The sequence below is a fragment of the Sphingomonas sp. CARO-RG-8B-R24-01 genome, assembly GCF_022662295.1.
Lineage (GTDB): Bacteria > Pseudomonadota > Alphaproteobacteria > Sphingomonadales > Sphingomonadaceae > Sphingomonas.
Genome location: NZ_JAKNQI010000003.1, coordinates 355,008 through 377,144, shown reverse-complemented (window position 1 = coordinate 377,144; position 22,137 = coordinate 355,008). Strand labels below are relative to the sequence as shown.

17 protein-coding genes and 1 pseudogene are annotated in these 22,137 nt (G+C 62.7%); 9 read left to right on the top strand and 9 right to left on the bottom strand.

Translation table 11 applies throughout. From position 1 onward, the window contains the following. Positions 1–264: 264 nt before the first annotated feature. The 4 genes from L8G49_RS09575 to L8G49_RS09560 form a co-directional block, all read right to left on the bottom strand. Positions 265–1,662, bottom strand: a complete 1,398-nt coding sequence (locus L8G49_RS09575) for a PepSY domain-containing protein (protein WP_242184858.1) — start codon at positions 1,660–1,662, stop codon at positions 265–267. Positions 1,663–1,696: 34 nt separating this feature from the next. After that, the gene (locus L8G49_RS09570) at positions 1,697–3,811 is read right to left on the bottom strand and encodes a TonB-dependent receptor (protein WP_242184856.1); all 2,115 of its coding nucleotides are present in this window, start codon (positions 3,809–3,811) and stop codon (positions 1,697–1,699) included. Positions 3,812–3,823: 12 nt separating this feature from the next. Further along, positions 3,824–4,234 carry a DUF2946 family protein gene (locus tag L8G49_RS09565; protein ID WP_242184854.1) on the bottom strand — a complete coding sequence of 137 codons (411 nt, stop codon included), beginning with the start codon at positions 4,232–4,234 and terminating at the stop codon, positions 3,824–3,826. 865 nt (positions 4,235–5,099) lie between these two features. Next, entirely contained in the window at positions 5,100–6,596 is a 1,497-nt protein-coding gene (locus tag L8G49_RS09560) for a CoA-acylating methylmalonate-semialdehyde dehydrogenase (RefSeq protein ID WP_242184853.1), read from the bottom strand. Between the two features lie 86 nt (positions 6,597–6,682). On the opposite strand from L8G49_RS09560, the gene L8G49_RS09555 reads away from it, so the two are divergent. Then, positions 6,683–7,570, top strand: coding sequence for a LysR family transcriptional regulator (locus L8G49_RS09555; protein WP_277923178.1), 888 nt, complete (start codon positions 6,683–6,685; stop codon positions 7,568–7,570). Positions 7,571–7,609: 39 nt separating this feature from the next. On the opposite strand, the gene L8G49_RS09550 is transcribed toward L8G49_RS09555, so the two are convergent. The 3 genes from L8G49_RS09550 to L8G49_RS09540 all read right to left on the bottom strand — a co-directional run bounded on the left by L8G49_RS09550 (position 7,610) and on the right by L8G49_RS09540 (position 11,220). Next, positions 7,610–8,989: an MFS transporter gene (locus L8G49_RS09550; RefSeq protein ID WP_242184849.1), complete on the bottom strand. Its 1,380-nt coding sequence runs from the start codon at positions 8,987–8,989 to the stop codon at positions 7,610–7,612. A 69-nt stretch (positions 8,990–9,058) separates the two neighbouring features. Beyond that, complete coding sequence (locus L8G49_RS09545) at positions 9,059–10,585, bottom strand: aldehyde dehydrogenase (protein ID WP_242184841.1); 1,527 nt, start codon at positions 10,583–10,585, stop codon at positions 9,059–9,061. Positions 10,586–10,605: 20 nt separating this feature from the next. Beyond that, positions 10,606–11,220: a GntR family transcriptional regulator gene (locus L8G49_RS09540; RefSeq protein ID WP_242184830.1), complete on the bottom strand. Its 615-nt coding sequence runs from the start codon at positions 11,218–11,220 to the stop codon at positions 10,606–10,608. 146 nt (positions 11,221–11,366) lie between these two features. Between L8G49_RS09540 and L8G49_RS09535 the strand changes: the two genes are divergently transcribed. From L8G49_RS09535 to L8G49_RS09515, 5 genes and pseudogenes are all read left to right on the top strand, one after another. After that, positions 11,367–12,209: an alpha/beta fold hydrolase gene (locus L8G49_RS09535; protein WP_242184828.1), complete on the top strand. Its 843-nt coding sequence runs from the start codon at positions 11,367–11,369 to the stop codon at positions 12,207–12,209. Between the two features lie 163 nt (positions 12,210–12,372). Continuing rightward, positions 12,373–13,821, top strand: coding sequence for an alginate export family protein (locus L8G49_RS09530; RefSeq protein ID WP_242184826.1), 1,449 nt, complete (start codon positions 12,373–12,375; stop codon positions 13,819–13,821). A gap of 368 nt (positions 13,822–14,189) precedes the next feature. Further along, positions 14,190–14,918 carry a hypothetical protein gene (locus L8G49_RS09525; RefSeq protein WP_242184802.1) on the top strand — a complete coding sequence of 243 codons (729 nt, stop codon included), beginning with the start codon at positions 14,190–14,192 and terminating at the stop codon, positions 14,916–14,918. A gap of 216 nt (positions 14,919–15,134) precedes the next feature. Beyond that, positions 15,135–16,460, top strand: a pseudogene (locus L8G49_RS09520) (M13 family metallopeptidase N-terminal domain-containing protein); the annotation flags it as partial. Between the two features lie 36 nt (positions 16,461–16,496). Beyond that, positions 16,497–17,246: a M13 family metallopeptidase gene (locus tag L8G49_RS09515; RefSeq protein ID WP_347272054.1), complete on the top strand. Its 750-nt coding sequence runs from the start codon at positions 16,497–16,499 to the stop codon at positions 17,244–17,246. A gap of 85 nt (positions 17,247–17,331) precedes the next feature. Here L8G49_RS09515 and L8G49_RS09510 read toward each other — a convergent pair whose 3' ends face one another. Beyond that, positions 17,332–17,517, bottom strand: coding sequence for a hypothetical protein (locus tag L8G49_RS09510; RefSeq protein WP_242184797.1), 186 nt, complete (start codon positions 17,515–17,517; stop codon positions 17,332–17,334). A gap of 398 nt (positions 17,518–17,915) precedes the next feature. Between L8G49_RS09510 and L8G49_RS09505 the strand changes: the two genes are divergently transcribed. From L8G49_RS09505 to L8G49_RS09495, 3 genes are read left to right on the top strand one after another with little or no spacing between them, the layout of a single operon-like run. Beyond that, on the top strand, positions 17,916–18,296 hold the full coding sequence (locus L8G49_RS09505) for a hypothetical protein (RefSeq protein ID WP_242184795.1): 381 nt from the start codon (positions 17,916–17,918) through the stop codon (positions 18,294–18,296). Continuing rightward, positions 18,293–18,481: a helix-turn-helix transcriptional regulator gene (locus L8G49_RS09500; RefSeq protein ID WP_242141187.1), complete on the top strand. Its 189-nt coding sequence runs from the start codon at positions 18,293–18,295 to the stop codon at positions 18,479–18,481. The genes L8G49_RS09505 and L8G49_RS09500 overlap by 4 nt, the downstream gene beginning before the upstream one ends. A gap of 23 nt (positions 18,482–18,504) precedes the next feature. Further along, positions 18,505–19,434: an alpha/beta hydrolase gene (locus tag L8G49_RS09495; RefSeq protein ID WP_242184786.1), complete on the top strand. Its 930-nt coding sequence runs from the start codon at positions 18,505–18,507 to the stop codon at positions 19,432–19,434. 166 nt (positions 19,435–19,600) lie between these two features. Here the strand turns inward: L8G49_RS09495 and L8G49_RS09490 are convergent, their stop codons facing one another. Next, positions 19,601–21,862 (bottom strand): glycoside hydrolase family 3 N-terminal domain-containing protein, encoded by a 2,262-nt coding sequence (locus tag L8G49_RS09490; protein WP_242184784.1) that lies wholly within the window; start codon positions 21,860–21,862, stop codon positions 19,601–19,603. Positions 21,863–22,137: the final 275 nt, after the last annotated feature.

The following is a 22,137-nucleotide window of genomic DNA, read 5'->3' as shown; positions in this document are numbered from 1 at the left end:
CGGTACGCTGGCTGATCGTCGCTAGATGGCGACCACCTGGGATTCCGGCGGACGCTTCCGCTCAAGTGGACCCGATGTCAGCCGTTCCGGTCGCCCTTATCACTTCCCAACTTCTGCCATTTGTTCAGCTACCGAGTTCGGCTTTGCCCGGCCTCCTACGGCCGGCCGCTTTCGGAGCACGCGAAGGGATAGCCGCCATTGAGCGGCGCTTTGGTTCTGACAACGATTGAAAATTGTAAACGGGGAAAGCCTTCCCAAAAGTCATCAGATACGGAAATCTCGCTCGCCGACCCCGCCGTTCAGACCATCGTGAGCGCCGACACGGCCTAGCCCTAACCAGTGGCGCGTTGCGGGGACTCGGCGCAGTACTAGCACCTCAGCTATCAGCACCAGCACCAGCGTTACCCCGAACAGCGGCATATAGGCCCCAAGGGCGACGAGGGCCGCCACCAACCCGGCGCGGAAGCGTGGTCGTGTCAGCGGCACTGGCGCACCCAGCAAGCCTATCGGCCGCCGCCTCCACCACATGATCGTGCCCGAGACTGCGAGCACCACCAAGAACAGAGCCGTGAGCGTGCCGAGTATCTGGTTGGCGATGCCGAACAGCGCGCCCTCATGTGCCGCGATGCCGTATCCGATCGTCTGATCTATCCAGTGGCGGTCGGCGAAATCGACCCGACCGACGAGCCGGCCGGTTGCCCCGTCGATCTGCGCGTCCGATCGCAACGGACGATCCGCTGCATCCGACGCGACTGCCCACAGGCCGCCTTCATGTTCTGGCGGCGAGATCAGCACGGGCGGAGCGATCCGCAAAGGGCGGATGGTGGCGATCACGTGCTCAAGCTCGCCCGGCCGAATTGGGGGGGCAGCCTTGACCATGCCACGATGCCCGGGATGAGGACCCAGCATCGCGTCGGCTTTCGGGGTCGGAGCCTTTCCGCCGATTGTCCAATCCACCGGACCTTTGGTCGTGCCGGTAAGCTGGCGAACCTCGGCCAGATAGCTGCCCCACGCCGTTGCCCATGGTAGCCCGGTGAGGATCAGCCCGAGCGCAAACACCGATACCCAGATGCCGGTCGTGGCATGGATATCACGCCAGAACAGGCGTCGGCCGCCCCGCAGGCGCGGGTAAAGCACCCCTGCCATCCCTTTCCGGCCGCGCGGCCACCAAAGGTAGAGGCCGGTGAGCAGCATGACGACCGCCCAACAGGCGGCGATCTCGATCACGTAGCTGCCGATATCGCCTGCGAGCAGTTGGCCGTGGAGCCGCATGACGACGGCGAGCGGCCTGTTGTCCTCGGTGACGACGTGAAGGATCGCGAGCGAACGGGGATCGACATACACCCGCTTGTCCACGCCTTTCACCGTCACCAGCACCCGAACGGCTTGCCCTTCGGCCTCGGGTAGAATGTACTTGTGCAGCGTCGAACCCGGCACCGCCCGCAGCGCAGCGCTGACTTGAGCGTTGGGCGCGGAAACCTGACCGACTGTCGCCAGATGATCATAGGGCCGATCCAGCAGTGCCTCGAGTTGAGGCCGCCACAGATAGATCGTGCCGGTTAGCGCCAGCCAGATGATGAAGGGGATGCAGAACAGCCCCGCATAGAAATGCCAGCGCCAAACGCTGCTGTACCAGCGCGTGGCCGAAGCCTGGACGCTCATGCGCGCCTCCTGTCGATGAGTGCGGAGAGCATGGTCAGTCCAGTTTCAACCGGAAGCCCGCCATTGCGGTGAGGGGCTTGCCGTAGAGGGCAGCGGTGAAGCCGTCATTGGTGCCGATATAGCGCCGGTCGAACAGGTTCTCGGTCTGTACGAACGCTTCGAGACCGCGCCTTAGTGGCACGCTGGCGGCGAGGTCCGCAATGAAATGGGCGTCAGTCTGGTAGATCGCATCCGGATCACCGTTGGTCCGCGACAGGTAGCGAACATGCGGCGACAGCTTGATTCCGAGAGGGCCGGTCCAATCCACGCCCGCGCTAACGCGGTGACGTGGGATGCCCGATTGCTGAACGCCGACGCTTGCCGGGTCTTCCGGGTTTCGGGTGACGACAGAGTCTGCATACGTGTAGCCGATCGTCGCCGCGATCGTCGGGCTGGGTTTCCACGTCAGTTCCGCCTCGACGCCCCGGCTGCGGGCTCGGCCGGCGTTGATGAGCCGGGCACCGATATCGAATCCGGCCGGCAACTTGGCGGGATCGAGATAGCGATAGGTGAGAAAGTCAGAAATGCGACTGGAGTAGGCCGTTGCCTGAAAACGGATCGGTCCTCGGCTATAGTCGAATCCGACCTCCGCACCCTCTAGCGTTTCCGGTTTCAAAGCCGCGTTACCGTAGAGGATATAGCCGGGCACGGACGCGGCTCGGTACAGATTGTCGAGCGTCGGTGCCCGGAAAGCCCGGTAGACCGAACCGCGCAGCGCGAAGCCGGCGGGGAGATCGTAGCGGATCGAAAGGCGCGGATCGACATCGCTGCTATGTCGGCCCGCCACGTTGGCTCCGGCTCCGCCCGGCGTGTCGTCCACGCCGTTGTAGCTGTAGAAGTCCTGATAGCGGAGACTGAGCAACAGTTGCAGCTTGTCGATCGGGCGGACCTCTGCCTGCGCGAAGGCACCGAGAAAGCGCTGATCGCCCGCGCCGGTATCGGTGCGGAGATAAGTGTTCGTTTCATCGAAGATGCGCGCGTCGTCCCGGCCCTGGATGCCGTGATAGTCTCCGCCGATCGACAGCGCACGGAGCAAGCCGGTGAAGGTCTGCGTCCATATCAGGGAAGCCCCCCAATCATTGGCGCGCGTGCGGTGGCTGTTCTGAACATATTCCGCATCGTTCGGGCCTGCCCCATCCGGTGTGCCGGGGTTGTTGGTCACGAAGCGCTCATTGTCGTGGAAGCCGGTCAGTTCCAGCGATCCGCCCGGATTGGGCGTCCATGTCAGCGCGCCGGTATAGCGCCACGTCCGCTGGTTGTTGGTGTTGAGGCGCGTGAGGAAGTTCTGATCGTTGTCGTAGTAGTTGACGCGCGCTCGCGCAGTGAGATTCGGCGCGAGGTTCGCATTGCTCGACAGCGCCACGGTACGCGCCGTGAAGCCGGTCGGCACGGAGATCGCGCCTCGGGCGCTTTCCACCTGTTCGACATAGCCGTCACTATGGTTGACCCCGGCATCGAGCCCAAGTCCGAAGCCGTCGCCTGCATAGGCCGCATGGCCATCCGCCCGGTACGCGCCGCGACTGCCGCCGGCCGCCTCGGCGACAAGCCCGGTCTTGTCGATCGGCTTGGTGAGGATGTTGATGACCCCGCCCATGGCATAATTGCCCCACAGGGGGGAACCGCCTCCCCGGACCACCTCCACCCGGTCAATCGTCTCGATCGGCACCTCGCTCCACTGCACGAAACCAAAGAACGGATCGTTGAGCGGCACGCCGTCCAGCAGCACGAGCGAACGAATGCCGCTCAGCCCGCGCATGGAGACGATGGTGTCGGTCGGGTGCTGCTCGTTGGTGCTCGCGATAGGAAGGTCCACGGACGGCACGCGCCGCAGCACGTCATCGATTGTGCGAGCAGGTGTGCCTTCGATCTGATCACTGGTGATGACGCTGATGCTGGCAGGCACGTCGGCAAGCGCACGAGCGGATCGAGTTGCCGTGACGACGATATCGCTGTTGGAAGAGGCCGCATCCTGAGCGGATGCCGGCATGGTGAGCAATAGGCAGGGCAGTGCTGCCCCCGCCATAAGGGTAGATCGGATCATGAATATGCCTTTGATCGGCGGGGCGCTTCGGTGCGCTCGCCGTGGACGTGGTTGCCCCGGCAGGGGCACGCGGTCAGTCGATCAAAGGAAAGCTGGTGGGCCTCGAAGCGGTGGCCGTAAGTAGCCACGCCGGATGATCGCGGGCAGCAGGGCCGACGACAGCCCGACAGCCGTGATAAAGGCGATCAGAGCAACAAGCTGGATGGTGTCGATCGCTCCGAGCGATGTGGCAGAGAGCCCAGAGAAGGCGCACGGCATTTCTGCTTTGCCGCGGTCCTGCGATTTGCCGTGGCCCGGTGTATCGCCGCGCATACCCGGCATACTCATTGTCATCGGCTGGGAGGCGAGACCGGAGCACAGCTCGATTGTCATGCGCCCGCGCTCGTTCCCGATCATGTACCCGGTCGGCACCAGCAGCTTGAGCAACAGCGTCGCCGCGCACAGGAGCGCGACGCGGTAGCGTTGCGTGAATAAGCGGCGAACGGCGAGCACTAGCGGCGGTTAGCGCAAATAGTGTTCGATGTCATCGCCGCGTTGGCCTTCCACAAGGGACGGGACCGCTAGACGTTTGGGAGCGTCCAGAGCAGCCGTTAGCGCATGCGTTTGGAACGACGTGCATTAATCGACTCCGGTCACCAGCACGTGGGGCCGGGACGACCCAAAGTCGGCCATTCAGAAGAGGTCTCTAGCTTCCCAACATCGGTCATTCGTACATGCGGCGGCACAGCTGCTCACCGAAACTCTGACGTTTGAACAAGTTGCACGACATGCCGCCCCGGTGCCGATATGCTCGAAATTGATGAGGCTTCGGGATCTCAGCCGAGCGCTCGCGCCTCTGCCCAGACGTTGAACATTTCCCCCCAGCGCCACGCTGACTCCCGCCGGACCAGCAAGACCAAGGCCGTGCTGACCAGCCGCAAATAGGTGCGCCTCTACGTTCAGGCCCGCCGCCTTGAGCGCTGCACGCATCTCAGGGGTTTTTTCGATCGATACGGTCGTGTCGTCCTCTGCATGGGCCATGACGAAGGGCGGCACTTTTCCTGTCGCTACCCCATCGTCTGCCTTCCTGACAGCTGCCCGCCGTTCTGACAGTAAGTTTCCCTCGGCAATGACAGACCTACGGCAGTTGCCGTTGTTTATGGCCCCTCATGCATGGGATCCGTACCCGGTTCAGGCTCATCGTCCATCGGGCTTCCCGTATTTGGCGCTAGCGGTGCTACCGGCTTCGTTACGGGCGTCTGTTCGGTATCTGGCTTGGGAGTGTCACTCGTCATCATCATCATCATCAACATCCATTTCAGAAAGGTCGTCCGATCCAGCGGGAGCTGTCCATCACAGCGCCGCCGACGGGAACGGTTCACATAGTCGGAATGACGAAGCTCTGGTCAACGACCGATCCGCCGCTCGGCCAACGTTGCGTGACCGTCTTGAGACGCGTGTAAAAGCGTATGCCGTCGGTGCCATATTGGTTAAGATCGCCGAAGCCGGACCGCTTCCACCCACCGAAGCTGTGATAGGAAACCGGCACAGGGATCGGCACGTTGATACCGACCATGCCGACCTCGACCGTGCTGGCAAAGGTTCGCGCAAAGTCGCCGTTACGCGTGAATATCGCGACGCCGTTGCCATATTGGTGCTCAGTCGGATACCGGACAGCATCCTCGAACGTCCGCGCGCGGACAATCTGAAGCACGGGTCCGAAGATCTCGTCGGTATAGCTCTGCATGTCAGGGCGGACATGGTCGAGCAGTGTGGGGGCGAGGAAATAGCCGTCCTCATGCCCTTGGAGCTTAAAGCCGCGACCATCGACCACCAGTTCAGCGCCTTCATCGACCGCCATCTGGATATATCCCTCGATCCGCGCCTTGTGCTGCGCGCTGACGACGGGACCGTAATGCGCTTCGGCGTCGCTTGAAACCCCGACGCGCAGCTTGGCGATCTCGGTCACCAGCTTCTCCCGCAGCACATCGGCGGTCTTTTCGCCGACCGGCACCACGACCGGCAGCGCCATGCAGCGTTCACCTGCGGACCCGTACGCCGCCCCGAGAATGTCGGCCACCGCCTGATCGATATCGGCGTCCGGCATAACGATGCCATGGTTCTTGGCGCCGCCCATGCACTGCATCCGCTTGCCCGCTGCCGCGCCGCGGCCATAGACATACTGCGCAATGTCGGACGATCCGACGAAGCTGACCGCCTTGACATCGGGGTGGTCGAGGATTGCATCAACGACTAGCTTGTCGCCGTGAACGACATTGAGAATGCCCGCGGGCAGCCCAGCCTCGAGCGCCAGTTCGGCAAGTCGAACGGGAACCGACGGGTCCCGCTCGGACGGCTTGAGGATGAATGCGTTACCACAGGCGATCGCCGGCGCGAGCATCCAAAGCGGGATCATCGCCGGGAAGTTGAAAGGCGTGATGCCGGCCACGACACCCAGGGCCTGGCGCATCGAATAGACGTCGATCCCCGGCCCGGCGCCCTCAGTGTACTCACCCTTCAACAGGTGCGGGATGCCGCACGCGAATTCGACCACATCGAGGCCACGCTGAATGTCCCCCTTTGCATCCGAAATCACCTTGCCGTGTTCGGAGGCGAGCAACGTGGCGAGTTCCTCCATGTTCTCTTCGATCAGCGCCTTGAAGCGGAACATTACGCGCGCCCGACGCTGCGGGTTAGTCGCGGCCCAGGCTGGTTGTGCTGCGCGTGCATTGGCGACTGCGTCCGCGACCGTGTCTACCGTGCCGAGATCGACCTGCGCCTGCACCTGACCGATCGTCGGGTCGAATATCTCGCCGGTCCGCGCGCCGGACCAAGCGACCGCCTGGCCGCCGATAAAATGCGATACGGTGCGCATATAAATTCCCTCTCGATATGACATGTCCAATTTAGGGTCGCATCCACCCACCGGAACTGCCGCCAAACCCCATCCGTTGTGTAAAAATGCAGAGTCCGAATTGGGATGATATTCGCGTGTTCTTGGCGGTCGCGCGGGCTGGCCGATTGCAGGCGGCGGGGCGCCTGCTGGGGCTCGACCACAGCACGGTCGCGCGCCGCATGGGCACACTCGAGGCTGCGATTGGCGCGCGGCTGATCGACCGGTCTCCACGCGGGGTAGTGCTGACGCACGCGGGGGAAGTGTTGCGCGACCATGCCGAACGCATCGAAGTCGAAATGATCGGCGCCAGCGCGGCGGTAGGCGCAGATACGGGGACTGTAGCCGGGTCGGTACGCCTTGCCACCCCTGAGGCGTTCGGTACGTATCTGGTCGCACCCAACGTCCATCGGCTGCACGCGCGCCACCCAACGATCGAACTTGAACTTGCTCCGGAAAGCCGTTCGGTAAGTCTGTCGCGCCGTGAGGCGGACATTGCGATCGGCCTCACCCGCCCGCCGCGCGGACGTCTGGTAGCACGGCGGCTGGTAGACTACCGGCTCGGCCTCTACGCGGCGCGGGAGTATCTCGCGCACCATCCCACGATTGACACGGTGGAGGCGGTCAAGGCGCATCCGCTGGTCTGGTATATCGACGAGCTGATCGATATTCCGGAGCTGCGCTATTTCGATCAGATCGTTAGCGATGCGCCGACCGTTTTCCGGTCCAGTTCGATCGCCGCGCAGCAGGCTGCTGTTGCCAACGGTCTTGGGATCGGCGTGCTGCATGTCTTCGCGGCGGAACAAGACAGCCGCCTGGAACGCGTGCTGCCAGATCTGGAGGTGACCCGCAGCTATTGGCTTCTCATGCACGCCGACCAGCAGCGCTTACCGAGGATTCGAGCGGTCGTCGACTTTCTGGATGAAGTGGTGCGGATCAACCAGCACCGCTTCTGATGCGGTGGCGACCCCTTTTGGCCGCCACCGCAGCATCGGTTAGCGCGGCGCGGTCGCCACGCTGGGGGCCGAGCCGTCCATTTCCTCCAGCCGACGATTGCGCGGCTCGATGCCGAACAGCGCGACGACAATGATCTGCAGGATGAGCAGTCCCACCATCAGCGCCATGACGCCCGCGATCCCGTGGACCGAGAAAAGCCATACGACGATGAACGGTGTGACGATCGTCGCCCCACGCCCGACCGACTGGCAGATCCCCGACGCGCGCAACCGGATCTCGGTCGGAAACAGCTCGGGGATATAGATGGCGAACAACAATGCCACGAGCACGTAGATCGGCACGGTCAGCAGGAAGCCGACCGGCAGGAGGAACGCTGGGTCGGAAACATTAGGATAAATTAGCCCCATCACCACTGCCATCGCGGATGCACCGATGATCGTCGGCTTGCGGCCCCAGGCATCCGCGGTCATCGCGCCGATCGCTGAACCGATCGGTGCGCCAAGCCCCATGATCAGGGAATACCCGAAGGAACTCGCAACGCTGAGGCCCTGCTTGATGAAGAAGGTCGGCAGCCAGGTGACAAAGCCATACAGCAACGTGTTGATTACGATCAGGCAGATGCAGCCGACGATCAGCCGGGACAGCAAGCGCCCCGAGAACAGCTCGGCCATTCCTGCACGGGGGGCGTCGGACTGGGGAACGGCGGCAGCGACAGGCGGCAAGGGTGCTGTTTTCGCGACTTCCGCCTCGATCTCCTGGATCAACGTCTCCGCTTCATCCCCGCGACCGACCGATTCCAGCCAGCGTGGAGATTCCGGCAGCTTCTTGCGCATATACCAGATAATCAGCGCCCCAAGGCCGCCGATGACGAACATCGTGCGCCAGCCGAACGCCGGAATGATCAGCCACCCCACCAGCGATGCGACCGGCAATCCGGTCACGACGAACACCGCCATCAAACCAAGCCAGCGTCCGCGCGAAGCCGCTGGTACGAACTCCGTCATCGTCGAATAGCCGACGACATTTTCAGCACCTAGCCCGATGCCGATCAGCAGCCGCAACCCGATCAGGACGGTCATGTTAGGCGCGAACGCCGCCGCCAGCGACGCCGCGCCGAACAGCAATAGGTTCATCTGGTACGTGAAGCGGCGTCCGAAACGATCGCCCAGGAATCCGGTGCCGACCGCACCGATCATCATGCCGACGAAGGTGACCGAAACGAAGATCGCATTTTGCGCGAGCGTCGAGAAACCGCTGTGCAGCGTCGCACCGAGAACGGTCCCCGCGACGTAGATATCAAAGCCGTCGAGGAACATGCCGGCCCCGATCAGCCACATGATCCGATAATGGAACGGACCAACAGGCAACCGGTCCAGTCGCCCTCCCGCATTGACGCCCGCATGCACGGAAGCCGTCATGACATCTCTCCAATTTCTGTACGAAAAAGCCGGCCGCCCCTTGTTTTCTGGGCTGGCCGGCAACGGGATTTAGTTGAGACGACGGCGACCTTCCGGATCGCCATACCAATCCTGTGGTTCATCGTTCATCGCCACCATGACGCTCTTCACGTCGAAGTGATCGTTGAAACTTTCGGTGCCGAATTCGCGCCCGATCCCGCTTAAGCCGACGCCGCCCCAGGGAGATGCGGGATCAAGCCGGTGGTGGTCATTGACCCATACGATCCCCGCCTTGATATCGCGCGCAACGCGGTGTGCCCGCGCGACGCGGTTGGTACGGATCGCAGCGCCAAGACCAAACGGCGAATCATTTGCAAGGCGCAACGCATCGGCCTCGTCGGTGAACGGTGTGATGCTCGTGAACGGACCAAACACCTCCTCTTGGAAAATGCGCATGTCCGAGCGTACGTCGGCAAAGACCGTCGGCTGCACGAAATAGCCGCCCTCAAACCCTTCAATCGTCGTTTCATGGCCGCCGGCGATCGCCCTGGCCCCTTCGTCGCGACCAAATTGGGCATAGCTCATCACACGCTGGCGCTGGCGTTGCGAAATGACCGGCCCCATTTGCGTCGCGGGGTCGAACGGATCGCCGACCCGGATTCCCTGCGCCTTGATCGCCAGCTTCTCTACGAACTCGTCGTAGATCGTCTCCTGGACGATATGCCGGCTGCCGCACACGCACGTCTGACCTGCGCCGATGAACGCACCGAATGCCGCGAGATTGACTGCCTGATCGACGTTGAAATCGTCGAACACCAGCACGGGTGTTTTGCCGCCGAGTTCCAGCGTCTGATGCGCGAACACCTTGGAGGCCGCGCTGCCCGCGATCTGGCCTGCTTCGGTTCCTCCGGTCAGGACAAGCTTGTTGATGTCTGGATGTTCGGACAGGAACCTCCCAGAGTCCTTGCCGTAGCCAAGCACGACGTTGAACACGCCGTTGGGCAGACCCGCCTCCGTAAAGATCTCGGCGAGCTTGAGTGTCGTGAGGGGGGTGTATTCGGAAGGCTTGACCACGGTCGTGCACCCCGACGCGAGCACGGCGGCGAGCGACTTGCACATGATCATCAGGGGATGATTGAACGGCGTGCAGTTCGCGACGACGCCGATCGGTGTGCGCAGCGTGTAGTTGAGGTAATTGCCCTCGACTGGGATGACGTCATCGCGACGGGCGAGCGCCAGGCCGGCGAAATATCGGAAGAAGTCGGGGAGGCGCGACAATTGGGCGCGGGTCTCGTTGATCGGGCGACCGTTGTTGCGCGTCTCGAGGCGGTACAGGGTTTCGAGATTGGCTTCGAACGCATCGGCGAGCCGGTTGATCAACCGCGCGCGTGCGCGGATGTCCATCCCGCCCCATTCCTTGCCCTCAAACGCAGCACGTGCACTTTTCATCGCACGATCCACGTCCTCGCGGGTCGAATTCGGGATCCGCGCGATGACCGCGCCGGTTGCCGGATCATGAACGTCGATCAGCTCGGCACCGCCCGCCTCGACCTGCCGGCCATCGACGAAATTGCCGTGCTGTTCGATTTCGATATCGTGCGTCTGAATCTGGTTCAAGATCATTACTCCTTGGGAATTCAAGATCGGATTGCGCTCCGCGACAAAGCCGCGATCACGCGTTTTTCCGCTTGCGAAATGTGGGCCTTCAACAGCTTGCGGGTCGCACGGACGTCACGCTGCTGCAGCAGGTCGAGGATTGCGCCATGTTCGGCAACCAAGACCGCCGGATCGCGTCCCTTGATCGTGCCAAGCGATACCAAAACGAGGCGATCGGCCTGCGCGATGAGGTCGCATGCAACGATCGACATGCGCTTGTTGCCCGACGCACGTGCGATCGCGGAATGGAATTCCCGGTTATAATCGGTGAACGCCGTTCCCTCGGGGAGCGTACGGAAACGATCGAGCTCGGCCAGCGTGGCATCGTCTGCGCGTTCGATCGCTTCGGTGGCGCAGGCCGGCTCAATCGCCAACCGGAAGCGGAACAAGTCCTGTGCGTCGGCGAGCGAAATCGGATTCACCTGATACCCCTGACGTGGCGCAACAGTTACAAGATGCTCGCGCTCCAGACGCAATAATGCGTCACGAATTGGCTGGCGGCTGGTCGCATACTGCTCCGCCATATCCTGCTCACGCAGCTGCTCTCCAGGTGCAAAAGCGCAGGTCAGGATGTCGCGGCGGATCAGTTCGTACACATTGTCTCTCAGTAGCATTCTTCGACCCCTTGAAGGTCATATGGAACCACGTGATATTTCACGCAAGCCCATATGACGGTTTTTCTCTTGTGTCCTGACGGTATGATGAGTAGCCCTTCTCCATCAACGAGAAGGATTTTGCGAGCATGACGACCAAAATCAACGATGGCGAAACCAGCCGGACTGAATTCAGCCATGACGGCATAATGGCGCGGACGCTTGGCGCAGGACCGCCCCTCTTCCTGTTCCATTCGCTGCTATCGGACAGCGCGAGCTTCGACACGATCGCGCCGCAGCTGGCCGAACAGTTCAAGGTGATCATCCCGGACTTGCCGGGGTTCGGCGGCTCCGTCGCAACCGCGGGCAGCCTCGAGGAGGTTGCGGACCGGATGGCGTCGTTCGTCCACTCGGTGGCGCCAAATGGCGACGCGATCCTGTTCGGCAATGGATATGGCGCATTCGTAGCGCTGCAGATTGCCATCCGGCACCCGGCGCTTGTTGCCAGTTTGATCCTCGCGGGCAGCGGTGCCCGCTTTTCGGAGCCGGGGCGCGACGCTTTTCGCGGGATGGCCGCGGCCGGGCGCTCCAAGGGGCTCGCGGCGATTGCAGATACCGCAATGGCTCGCCTGTTCGCACCGGAATTCCAGGCAGCGCATCCCGATCTGATGGCGGACCGGCGCGCCGCCTTCCTGCGCACCGACGTCGCGGTGTTCGAGGCTGCGTGTCTGTCGCTCGCCGCGCTCGATCAGTCGGCCCAGCTTCCCGCGCTCGATCTCCCGGTGCTGATGATGGTCGGGGAGCAGGACGCAGCCACGCCTCCGCCGATGGCGCGGGAGCTCGCGTCGCTGGTGCCGAACGCCGTGTTGCAGATTCTGCCGGGATGCGCACACGTCCCGCCGCTGCAGGCGCCCGACCTGGTGATCGAGGCGATTTCTCTCTTTCTTGGCAAGACGTTCGGGAAACCGAGCGGTGCCGCACACATCGCATAACCCGAACGAGCGATCCGCGATACGGTGCGTGTCGAAGGCGTCGTCATCCCATCCTAGGAGAGTCGATATGGTCGCCCACGCTCCCTGACACGCGACACAGACGATCCCTGCGTGCCGCGCCCCTGTCGCGCGGCAAGCGCCCCTGTGTCCGTTAGGAAATTCCATGTTCGAAATCATCGCAGCCGCCGCCACGCTGGCAGCGGCCCCGCTCGACGCGTCTGCCGTACCCCAAGCGATGCCCGCGCCCACCGATATCGCGGGCCAGTCCAAGGCGGAACCGGTCAAGACCGGCGACACCGACTTGCAGAACCATCCGCAGAACCGCGACCTGCCATATGACGAGGATTATAGCGCCCTTCGCAATAGCGACCGATCGTCGCTCTGGGCGAAGCTCAAATATATTCCTATCGCCGATTCAACCTATCTCACCCTCGGCGGCGAGGCGCGGACAAGGCTGGAGACGCGCAACGGCCAGCGGTTCGGCCGCGGGGCACAAGATCCCGGCGATCTGGAGTTCCGCTTCCGCGGCTGGGCAGATCTTCACGTGGGCGAGCATTTGCGCGGCTTCTTCGAGCTCAAGAGCGGACTGCAGCAGGATTATTCGGTTCCGCAGACAGTATCGGATCGCAAGGACGTCGATATCGGCCAGGCATTTGTCGAACTGCGCAATCCGATTGGCGGTGATGGCACGATCGCGCTGCGGGTCGGACGGCAGGAGATCGGGATCGGCGCCTTCCGTCTGTTCGACATGCGTGATGGACTGAACGTGCGCCGTTCGCTGGACGCCGCCCGCCTGATGATCGCAAAAGGCGCATGGAACGGCGAAGTGCTGGGCGGTTATGCGCAGAACGAGACGCTGACCGCGTTCGACAACAGCACGAACGAGAATTTCAGTTTCTATGGTGCGCGGCTTGCCCGCAAAGCCCAGCTTGGACCGATGGCAAGCACGATCGAAGGCCTGTGGATCCATAGTGATCGCAAAGGCGCGGTCTATGCCGCGGGCAGCGCAGCGGAACGGCGCAATACCTATTCGTTGCGTGTGAACGGACACGGCGGAAAGGTCGACTACGACATTGAAGGAACGGTGCAGGACGGACGTTGGGGCGATCAGCAGGTCAGCGCGAATTACGTCAGCGCGAATGCAAGCTACCTGCTCGACGGATCCTGGAAACCCAAGCTCGGTGTCCGCTTCGAGCGCGCTTCGGGCGATCGCAACGCAGCCGATGGCAAGATGAGCACCTATTTCAGCCTTTTCGCACGCCCGCTCACGCTTAACGGTGAGCTCAACCGCGCCAACATGACGATCTTCGGGCCGTCGCTGACGGTGACGCCTACAAAGAAACTGACGCTGGATGCGACTGTCAACGATTTGCTGCGGACCACCACAGGCGATGGGATCTATCTTGGATCAGGCGTTCTGCTTCGTGGCGCGACCGAAGGCACATCCCGGCAGGTCGGCGTGAGAACAACGCTCGGCGCACGATATCTCTTATCGCCGTTCGTTACGGTCGGCGCATATTACAACCACGTCGATGCGGGACGGTTCCTGAAACAGAGCGGTAACGGCAGCGATTTGAACTATGCCACGATCTTTGCGACATTCCGCCTTTAGGATTTTAGAGCTTCTGTCGAACTGGCGTGCGCAGTTTTGGAATGAGCGGCGTACTTTAACCTTCGCTCGCTCTAAAAGCCGCGATGCGATCTCTAGTGGGAGGACACGTAAACAACAGCGAGAGAACAGTCAAACAATTGGTATTGCAGCTCGCTAACACGAAAGAAGCAGGCGCGTCGTAGACGAACCATCGACGCTTTGTTGCAAAAACCCAGAAATCGACATTCAGTGCGGCTTCCCCGCTACCTAATTTCGGACATATGTTCAGCTGCGTTAACAGAGTGAGATTGCAAAAGCTCTCTTGGCCGTCGTGCCGCTCTGCGGCACCTGCAGGATCGACGGGCGTTCCAGAGATTGTAATTAGGGGAGTGCACTTGCGCAGTCTTGATTTTAGCTCTTGGCAGAGCCTGCTCGCCACCATCCTCGGGCTGACGCTGGTTACGCTGTTGGGAGTTGGCATCCGTCTGGTCACCCAAATGACGTTCCAGCAGCGCCGTGAGCGCATTAACCGGCAGATCAACGAGCGTCTCAGGACACTCATCGCCGCCTACAAAGTCCTCGGCGGATCGTTCACGGGGGACCTGACCGTGGATCCGGCACACCGACGCGACCTGCGGCGACGGGAGCAGGGCGTCGCAGAGGAGCCGATGGCCGCGTTGGACCTCAGTGCGGAAGGGGCGGCGCGGTCGGACCGTACGCGCCGCATCCGCGACGCGGTCGAGGTCGCGCTGTCCGATATCATCCTGCTCGGTACCGAGGAGCATGTCCGGCTGGCGGATAGGGCGGTTCGCGAGCTGGTCGCGGGCCACCCGGTCCACACGCACGAACTGGTCGTGTCGCTCCGTGCGTTCGTGCGCGATTCACTCGATCTCGACCCGATCCCGGCCGACCTGACCATCGCGATGCAAGGACCCACGCGTCCGGCGTCGTCCGGCGGCGGCAGAGGCGGTAGCAACAAGGACGATGCTGGCAGAAGCGGCGGGGTCGGCGGCGGTGGTGGTATGGGTGGCGGCGGCGGACTCGGAGGCGGCGGCATGGGTAACGATGTGCCTGACGACGATCCGCGCCATATCGCTGCGCCGAACGCGGAGCGATAGGCTAAGCCTCCCCGATCTCAGTCGTGATTGACCCATAGGCAGCCGCTTGCGCACTGAAACTCGCCTCCCGAAAGCGCCCGCTCGTTCATCTTTCAACCTCGTCGCAGCCCGCGGCGATGACAGTCACGGCCAGCGCTACCTTGCTTGTCGTGTGGCATCGACTGCGGGTGACTCGTACGATCTCGACCGGCAGTAGCGCACGCTTATGGCTTTGACATGCAAAGCCTCTTCGCCGACGATAGCGGCATGCAAAGCAAATCTGATCGTCATCGGCCAGCCCGCGCAGCCGGGTTCGTCCTCTCGCTTACCGTCGCTGTTGCTCCTGCTGTCACCGCGCTCTCCGCGAGGCCTTCCTTGCCGCCGCCGCCGGCCGGTGCCTCGCATTACGGGACCTGGGGCGTCGACGAGGCGCTCATGGACAAGGGCGTCAGGCCCGGTAACGACTTCTTTCGTTATGCGCTCGGCGGTTGGTTGAAGACGGCGCAGATCGCGCCGGACAAGTCGCGCGCCGGCTATAATTACGACCTGCCCGACGAGACCGAACGCGACGTGCGCGCGATGGTCGAGGGCGCAGCGCGCCAGCCGGGCGCGCCGCTTTATGTACGGCAGATCGTCGATTACTACGCTGCGTGGATGGACGAAGTGGGGATCGAGCGGGCTGGCTTCGCGCCCGCAGCGCCCTATCTGCGGCGGATCGCAGCGATCGGCGATCGGAAGGGGCTCGCCGCGCTCATGGTGCAGCCGGGCTAAGCGGCGCCCGTGCGGATCGACATCAACCAGGACGACAAGGATCCGACGCACTACGCCGTCGAGATCGGCCAGGCCCGCCTGGGCCTGCCAAGCCGCGACTATTACCTGCTGACCGCCCCCAAATACGTCGCGATACGGGCCGCGTACCACGATTATATCGCGCGTATCGGGCAGCTGTCCGGGCAGAGCGACCCCGGCGTCACCGCCGATCGCATCATCGCGCTCGAGACACGCCTCGCGACCGATCAGTGGACGCCCGAGCGGCGCCGCGACCCGCAGGCGGTGTACAATCCGATGACGCTGGCGCAACTCGCGCAGCTGTCGCCGCAGATCGGCTGGTCGTCCGTGCTCGCGCAAAAGGGACTCGGGACCGTCGGCAAGGTGATCGTGCGCGAGCCCAGCGCGGTGGCCGCCGCGACGCAGCGCCTCGCCGATGTGCCGCTGGCGACATGGAAGGCATATCTCGCCTTCCGCTTCGTCAGCGACCATGCGCAGTTCCTGCCCAAGGCGTTCGACGATGTGCGCTTCGCCTTCTACAGCAAGACGTTGAACGACGTGCCGGTCCAGTCCGAGCGATGGAAGCGGGGCATACGCCTGCTCGACGCCGACCTGGGTGAAGCCGTCGGGCAATTGTACATCCAGCATCACTGGACGGCCGAGACCGAGCGCCAGGTCAACGAGATGATCGACGACATGCGCGCGGCCTATGCCGACAAGATCGACCACGCCGCCTGGATGGACGCGCCCACCCGCAAGGAGGCGCTGGTTAAGCTCGCGGCGTTCGACCCGCGGATCGGCCACCCAATCAAATATGTCGATTATGCCCCGATGCGCGTCAGCCGCAGTGACGCTCTGGGCAATGAGATCGGCGCCGAAGACTTCCAGTGGAAGCTCCAGCTGTCGCGCTTCCCCAAACCGGTGGATCGCAGTCTGTGGGACATGAACCCGCAGGAAGTGAATGCGTATTACTCGCCGACGATGAACCAGGTGACCTTCCCGGCCGCCCAGTTGCAGCCGCCCTTCTTCGATGCGGCGGCGGACCCGGCTGTCAATTACGGCGAGACGGGCGCTACCATCGGCCACGAAATGGGCCACGGTTTCGACGACGAGGGACGTCAGTTCGATGCGCACGGTCGCCTCCGCGACTGGTGGACCAAGGCCTCGGCCGAGCGCTACACCGTGCATGCGCAGATGCTGGCCAAGCAGTTCGACGCCTATGAGCCGATCGTCGGCGTCCATATCAAGGGTCAGCTGACACTCGGCGAGAATCTGGGGGATCTGGGTGGCCTGGAGGCGGCCTATGCGGCCTATCGCCGCTATGTAGCGCGGCACGGCGAGCCGCCGGTGCTTGACGGCTTCACCGGCGACCAACGCTTCTTCCTCGCTTATGCGCATTCCTGGCAAGGCAAGGCGCGCGAAGGCGCGCTGCGCGCGCAGCTTCTGTCGAACCCGCACGCGCCCGAGGAATATCGCGTGAACGGGATCGTCCGCAATTTCGACCCCTGGTATGCGGCATTCGACGTCAAGCCGGGCCAGGCCCTCTATTTGCCCCCGCAAGCGAGAGTGCACGTCTGGTAGGGGGACCTACGCCGGATCGGTGGTCGTACGAGTGCATTAGAAGCTTGGCGTCACACGCGTCTGCCGTGACGCAAACGGTAGTAGATCAAAAGACCCAATCATGGACGCTCAGCGCCCCTTCTTGCGCTTCCAACTTCGGACACTCATTCATCGGTTCGCGATCGCCCTGCAGCGGCGCTGAAATGGCGTATTTTGGGACGAAGCAGCCGTTCGGGCAACCGATCAGAAATGTCAGGTTTTCGGATGAACCGGCTGTTCGCGGGGCTTCCAAGATCTGCTCGGGAACGAGCCAGCCTACATGGTAGCAACTCCACGGGGCTTGGATCTCGCGCCAAAATTGCAGCCGCTGCTTCTCTGACGGAAAACCTCCCCTGCGAGGTTGTTGCGCACTATTCCACCGGCCGGGTATCTCGCACAATAGTGCGAACACAGAGCACGTGCGCCACCGCCCACGCCGCAATTCGCCAGAATTTGCGGTGTTCTGCGTCGCCTGTCACGTGTTTTGCGACAGTCCCCAGAGCAGCAGGTCGGGGCCGCTACATAAGGCGGGCACAGATATACGCTAACAGATTGTGCCCTTTTCGATGACGCGGAGGCTTTGTGGCATGGAAAGGGTGTTTGACAGAATAATTTCAGTATGTAAAAGGTGCTTTACAGGAGGCGTTCCCTATGTTTCGGCCAAAACAGTATGTTCTCGAGCTCGGCGGGGCGTTCGTTCTGTACGCCATCCTTCTGGTCGGGGCCAAGACGGTCGAGCGCGCGATACAGCCGGTCGGTGACCTGAAGCTGGCTATCAACCTCGTTCCGATGACCGGAATGATCGCCGCTGCGTTGGCGATCCTGCGCGGGCTGTGGCGGATGGACGAGATGCAGCGCCGCATCCAGTTCGACGCCATCGCGATCTCCTTCCTCGGCACCGCCCTCATCACGTTCGGATGGGGTTTTGCGGAAGGGGCTGGATTGCCACACCTGCGAGCATTCGCCGTGTGGCCGATCATGGGGACGTTGTGGGGATTGGGCGTGGTCGTTGCTCAGCGCCGCTACCGGTGAACAACCGCATCAAGGAACTCCGCCTCACACGTGAGTGGAGCCAGGGCAATCTCGCCGAGGCGCTTTCGGTCTCGCGACAGACGGTAAATGCGATCGAGAACGGCCGGTACGACCCCAGTCTGCCGCTCGCCTTCACCATCGCGGCTGTGTTCGGCCTCAAAATCGAGGACGTTTTCCAACCGTAACCGTCACAACAGGGAGAAGAAACATGCGCACGCGAACTACGCTCGCGGCGATCGTGATCGCCTTGTCTTCGCGATCGGCATTGCTCGCGCAATCCGTCGCGCGACCAATCACCTCTGCCGCCCAGGAGCTTATATCGGTCGTGGTCGAGGGCAAGGGGCCGGATGTTATCCTGATCCCTGGACTGGCGTCCTCACGCGAGGTCTGGTCCGGTCTAGCGGACAAGTTGAAGCAGACGCACCGGCTTCATCTGGTTCAGATCGCAGGATTTGCCGGAACACCGGCAGTTGCCGATCCGGGGAACCGCGTGGCGGCTCCCTCGGCCGAAGCGATTGCTGCCTACATACGACGCGAACGTATCAAGGCACCGGTCATCATCGGCCATTCGCTGGGTGGCGAGATCGCGTTGATGCTGGGGGCGCGTCATCCAGGGGAAATCGGCCGACTGCTGATCGTCGACGCCCTGCCTTTCTACAGTTTGCTGTTCAGTCCCACAGCGACCGTCGCAGCTGTGACGCCTCGGGCTGTCGCATTCCGGGATGCAATGATGGCTGCGCCGACCGATCGGGCCAATGCTATGCAGAGCGCCGCGATCGATCGCCTCGTGAAGACCGAAGTGGCGCGCCCCGCCGTGATCGCCGCAGGTGTTCGTTCGGACCGCAAGACCGTGGCCGATGCCACCTACGAGCTGATGACCACCGATCTTCGTTCCGAACTCAAGCGGATCACAGCGCCGGTCGAGGTCATCTATGCCTATGACAAGCTGTACGGTGTTCCACCGGCCAGCATCGATACCACGTTCCAGAACGCCTATGCTTCGACGCCGCAGGTCCGCTTCAAACGCATCGACGACAGCTTCCATTTCGTCATGCTGGACCAGCCCGATACTTTCGAGCGTGCCGTCATCAAGTTTGTCGAGCAGCGCCCACCAGTCGCGAGAAGACTTAATGAATGACGCAGAAGACAAGTGTGGTTCTCTTCTGCGCTGTCAGTAGTAAAGACCTTGGCGGCGCCACGTCCGCATCTTGGTCGGCTGCCGACCGACAGTTTCGCGGCTACGTCGGCTCCACGGCGGCCTGCTTTTCCACAACGAAATCGACCGAAATGAGTCGCGCAACCGTTCATACCAGTACGATTGAGGCGGGGATGCCTGCGACCGCGGAGGGGGCGACCCACACATCGAATGTCCCCGGCTCGGCGAAACGGCGGCCGTCGGGATGGACGAAGGTCAGATCCGAACGTCTAAGCGTGAAAGCGACTTGGACAGTTTGACCAGGATCGAGGTCGAGATGGCGTATGCCCTTGAGTGCGCGGATTGGCTGGGTAAGGCTTGCAACCTTGTCGTGAATGTACAGTTGCGCGACCTCGTGCATCTCTCGGCTCCCGGTATTGGTGACCATCGCCGAGACAATGATAGAGCTATTGCTTGCAAGAGTCGTCCGGTTAACGGTGGTGCGCGAGTAGCTGGCGGTTGAGTATCCCAGCCCGTAACCGAACGGATAAAGTGCCTCGTTTGTCACTTCCCTGTAGCGCGCTTTCCATGCTGGGTCCGCGCCGAGTTGTGGGCGACCTGTGCTGCGATGGTTGTAATAGAACGGCTCCTGTCCTGATTTCTGTGGGAAGCTAACTGGCAGGCGTCCCTGCGGCGCGACGGCGCCGAACACGATATCGGCCAGTGCATGGCCCGTCTCGGAACCAAGGAACCAGGTGGCCAGAATGGCCGACGCCGCGCGAACCGCTCCGCTCAGCGCGAGCGCACGCCCGTGACGCAGCAACACGATGACCGGTTTGCCGGTCGCAGCGACGGCTTCGGCTAGTGCCATTTGCGCCTCGGGGATCGTCACTTCGACGCGCGCCTGCGCCTCGCCCGACATCCGCGCGCTTTCGCCAATCACCAGCACGACTACGTCCGACGCGCGCGCAGCGCAAACCGCCTGCTCGATCCCACCCGCCAGCGGCGCCTCGTAATCTGCGCCGCGTGCAACGCGAAGGGTCGCGCCCGCCGCTAGTGCGGCGCGAAACCCCTCCTCTGGCGTAACGCAGGTCGTAAAATCTGGAAAGCTCGCCCACGGCCCGGGCATATCGCCCTTGTCAGACACGCAAGGGCCGACCAGCGCGATATTGGTCGACCTCGCCAATGGCAGAAGGCCGCCGTCATTCTTGAGCAGTACGATCGACTTGCCCGCCGCCTCGCGCGCGAGCGCGATCGCTCGCGGCAGGCGCACGTCGCGCTGCTCTCGCGCAAGGTCGAGCGAGCGATAGGGATTGTCGAACAGGCCGAGCGCCTGCTTGACGCGAAGCACGCGGCGAACTGCAGTATCGACCGTCGCCAGCGCGACCCTCCCCGACCGCACCAGCGCGGGGAGATGGGCGTTGTACAGACCGCTCTGCATCGAGATATCGCACCCCGCGTTTATCGCCTTGGCCGCAGCGTCAGCGCCATCGGCGGCAAAACCGTGCAGGATCATCTCTTCGTCCGCTGTATAGTCGGACACGACAAGCCCCTTATACCCCCATTCGCCGCGGAGGATGTCAGTGAGCAGGTAGCGGTTACCGGTCGAGGGCACCCCGGCGACGTCGTTGAAGCTTGCCATGGTCGAAAGCGCACCCGCGCCGAACGCCGCCTTGAACGGCGGCAGATGCGTTTCGCGCAGCGTTGTCTCCGGAATATCGGCGGTATTATAGTCCATTCCCCCCATCACCGCACCGTATCCGGCAAAATGCTTCGGGCAGGCGAGCACCGCATCCTCAGCCGTCAAATCGTCGCTCTGAAACCCGCGCACGCGCGCCGCGGCGAACTGCGCGCCGAGCCAACTGTCTTCGCCCGCCCCCTCTACGACCCGCCCCCAGCGCTGATCGCGTGCAACATCGACCATCGGCGCAAAGATCCAGTGGATACCTTTCGCGCTCGCTTCCACCGCCGCGGCACGCGCGGTCCGCCGGGCGAGTTCGGGATCGAAGCTGGCAGCTTCGCCGAGCGGCACGGGGAAGGTGGTCTTCATTCCGTGGATCACGTCGCCCGCAAAGATCAGCGGAATCTTGTGCGGTCCCTGTTCGATCGCAACGCGCTGCAGCTCGCGCCCAGCGGCAACACCAATGCCGTTGTACAATCCGGTCATCCGCCCCGCCGCGATCTCGCGCAGGACCGTTTCCATGCTCTGCGCGACGAGGCCGGGATTGACCGGCGGCCCGTCGACTCGCGACGGATCGCTAAAGATGCTGAGCTGGCCGGCTTTTTCCTCGAGGGTCATCGTAGCGATCAACCGCTCGATCCGAGCATCTTGCAAGCGACCAATGCGCGCGATCGCGGGCGTCAGCATGATCGAGATCACAGATACAGACGCGCCCTTGAGCAGCCTGCGGCGGGAAACAAAGCCGGTCACTCGTCTTCCTCTCTTCTGCCGCCGCGAATCGCCATGTCGGGTTCGGACGTTCCACATTTTCCGCTTGGCGAATGCGCATGAAACCGGTTACTGGGCAAGGCTTGGAACCGGTTACCCGGCCCGTCAGAGGCTGGTTCGGGGTCCGTCCAGCAGACAGCTGGGACATGGAGCGATGGGTAGACCGCACCGGCTATGGCCTGCAGACGCACCCGGCATCCCGTCTCAGGCTGCTGCGGACGATCCCGGCGCGCGTAGCCGGTTCGCCGACGAACGAG